The sequence below is a fragment of the Peribacillus sp. P4_C12 genome (assembly GCF_056402095.1).
Genome location: NZ_JBFUIB010000444.1, coordinates 1 through 3,065 on the forward strand (window position 1 = coordinate 1; position 3,065 = coordinate 3,065).

4 protein-coding genes are annotated in these 3,065 nt (G+C 40.6%); all 4 read left to right on the forward strand.

What is annotated here, in order from left to right; all coding sequences use genetic code 11:
• The coding region (locus AC1DUW_RS24605; protein WP_477643699.1) for an aldehyde dehydrogenase family protein at nt 1-405 on the forward strand (405 nt) is incomplete at its 5' end.
• A gap of 45 nt (nt 406-450) precedes the next feature.
• Nucleotides 451-1,869: an MATE family efflux transporter gene (locus tag AC1DUW_RS24610; protein WP_477643700.1), complete on the forward strand. Its 1,419-nt coding sequence runs from the start codon at nt 451-453 to the stop codon at nt 1,867-1,869.
• 45 nt (nt 1,870-1,914) lie between these two features.
• Nucleotides 1,915-2,232, forward strand: a complete 318-nt coding sequence (locus AC1DUW_RS24615; RefSeq protein WP_477643701.1) for a cupin domain-containing protein — start codon at nt 1,915-1,917, stop codon at nt 2,230-2,232.
• Nucleotides 2,233-2,380: 148 nt separating this feature from the next.
• Nucleotides 2,381-3,065 (forward strand): aldehyde dehydrogenase family protein (locus AC1DUW_RS24620; protein ID WP_477643702.1); only part of this gene is annotated, 685 nt, incomplete at its 3' end.

Below are 3,065 nucleotides of genomic sequence, written 5' to 3' on the forward strand. Positions count from 1 at the left end.
GAAAATGGGCTTGATCGAGGATTTTTTATTGCGCCAACGATCTTTGCTGATGTAAATGCGAATATGCGTATTGTTAAGGAAGAGATTTTTGGTCCAGTCCTTGTTGTACAGAAATTTACAGATGAGGATGATGCCATCCAAAAAGCGAATGATTCCATTTATGGATTAGCTGGTGCTGTATTTACTGAAGATATGGATCGAGCAAAACGTGTCATTAGTAAACTGCGTGCGGGAATTACTTGGATTAATAGTTATCATCTCGCTTATGTTGAAGGTCCTTGGGGAGGATATAAACAAAGTGGAATAGGCAGAGCTTTAGGTGCTGTTGGGCTGGAGCACTTTATGGAAACGAAGCAAATCAATATCCACCAGCATGCCAAGCCTGTAGGTTGGTATGCGAATTAATTGAGCTTAACTTACTACATCAATTATTTATAGGGGGATATGCTCATGAAAATAGCAGACAACCGTCCGTCATCGAAGATAGAGCAAGTAGAAGTAATGAATAAGCCAGCGTATGATTCAGTGCTGGGAACCAAAAGTATTCCGTTACTATATTTACGATTTGCTTTGGCAGGAATTATGGCTAACGCGATTCTAGGAGTTGCAGCGGTTGTCGATGGCTATTTCGTCAGTGGCTTTCAGGAGCTGGAAGTCGAAGGGATTGGAATTGGATTTACGGTCATGGTTATTACCCGTATGCTTGGCGTACTTTTGGGTGTGGGAGCCGGAGCGGTCATTTCACTTCGACTTGGAAAAGGGAAAATCGAAGAAGCTAGAGGTATTATGGGACAAACCTTATGGTTTACTCTTTTCCTCTCCATTTTGCTCGCTGTAATTGGAGTGGTCTTTGAAAATCAAATTATGACCTTATTCGGAGCAAGTGATGAAGCGCTTCCATATGCGGTGCAATATAGCCGACTGCTCTGGATTTCATTGCCATTAACGATATTGGCCGTTGTATTAAGTGTTTTAACAAATATCGATGAAAAACCTGTATTATCAATGAACAGTTGGTTAGTCGCAGCAGTTGTTGGTGGGATTACAGAATGGATTATGGTAACGAAGTATGACATGGGGATGATGGGTTCCTCATGGGCCAATACGATTTCGCAATCGATCCCTGTTTTCCTGATCTTTTATTTCTGGTTTGGTAAAACAAAACTTAAGCCAAAAATGAAAGATATGATGATTAATCTCAAGACGATCGGTGAAGTGGCTTGGACGGGCTTTGCATCTTTCTCGAGTCTGTTCATGATGTTTTTTGCCATTATTTTCTTCAACAACATGCTGCAAAGCTACGGTGGTGGGCTGCACGTTGCCGCTTTCACGATTCAAAACGGTTACATTACAAATATGYTCGCCTTAGCAGCGCTCGGTGGGATGACAGGACTTCAACCGATCATTAGTTATAATTACGGTGCAGGCAACCTTGATCGTGTTAAACAAGCAATTAAGATGGGACTCATTTTTACGGTTGCCTTCTTTGTGATTGTGACAGCCATACTAATCATTTTTGCAGATCCAATTGTGTCATTTTTTTCCGTGGGTAATCCTGAATTGCAGAAACTGGGCATTTGGACGACAGTTGTATTCAATTCTTTGTTTACGCTTAATGCAGTCAGCTTGCTTATCTCCGGTTATTTCGAAGCACAAGAGAGAAACTGGTCCGCAACGTTTATTAGTGTTAGCAAAATGCTGTTGTTCATGTTCCCGTTTCTATTTATTTTCCCGAAATTCTGGGGTGTAGAAGGTATATGGTACGCAGGWCCTGCTGCAGAAATTCCAGGCGTTCTCATTGCCATATACTTTATGAAAAAAGAGTTCAAACGTTTAAAAGAAACAAATGTTAAGACAGTACGTTTATAGAACCTATTCCTTCAAAATTACCTATAAGAAAGAGAGAGGATCATCATGTTTTTTGCGAAAAAGCTTACAGCAGAAGAAGCACAACAGCTAGGTGTTGACACGTGGGAACTATGGGTAGGCGAACCGGATAAAGGAACGTGGCATCTAGAAGAACAGGAAGTTTTCTATGTGACTGACGGTGAAGTGTTTATTACTGTTGATGGAAAAAAGTATCATATTACAAAGGACTGGGTCGTTTCCTTGGCTAAGGACCTTGTCTGTGAATGGGATTGTCCAGTATTTTTGATAAAGAATTATAAAATGAACCATGAGATCATTCTGAAAYAATGTGAAATGGGGAGGGGGCAAATGCTAAGCAGATGACTTCTCCTGTTGTCAATATTTATACTAGATGTTGACGAAATGTAGTGAAATTTATGCATATAAGTTTACATACCGTCATATGAATGCGCTTTCTTTTGCAGATTCAATAAATACATAGGACGGTTATCTAAAAATAGGAGGTTTCACCATGGCAGTAACGAAAAATGTACTAACGTTGAAAAATTATATTGGCGGACAATGGATAGAATCCACAAGTAAACAGGTTGAAGAAGTACCAAATCCAGCAACAGGAGAGGTCATTGCTCGTGTACCGCTTTCGACTAGAAAAGATTTAGATAGAGCTGTTACAACTGCTAAAGAAGCATTCAAAACATGGAGAAAGGTCGCAGTTCCTCGACGTGCTCGTATTCTATTTCGCTATCAACAACTATTAGTTGATAACTGGGAGGAGTTAGCTAGACTCGTTACCCTGGAAAACGGAAAAAGTTATGAAGAAGCTTACGGTGAAGTCTTGCGCGGGATTGAATGTGTTGAATTTGCCGCAGGTGCACCCACTTTAATGATGGGACAGCAGCTTCCGGATATTGCCACTGGTGTTGAATCGGGAATGTATCGTTACCCGATTGGAGTAATCGGGGGAATAACACCGTTTAATTTTCCGATGATGGTTCCATGCTGGATGTTCCCACTCGCAATTGCATGTGGAAACACATTTGTATTAAAACCATCTGAAAGAACACCGTTGTTGGTTAATCGTTTAGCTGAACTGTTTAAAGAGGCTGGTCTTCCAGATGGCGTATWAAATATTGTGCATGGTGCACACGACGTTGTTAATGGCATTTTATATAATGAAGATGTGAAGGCTGTATCCT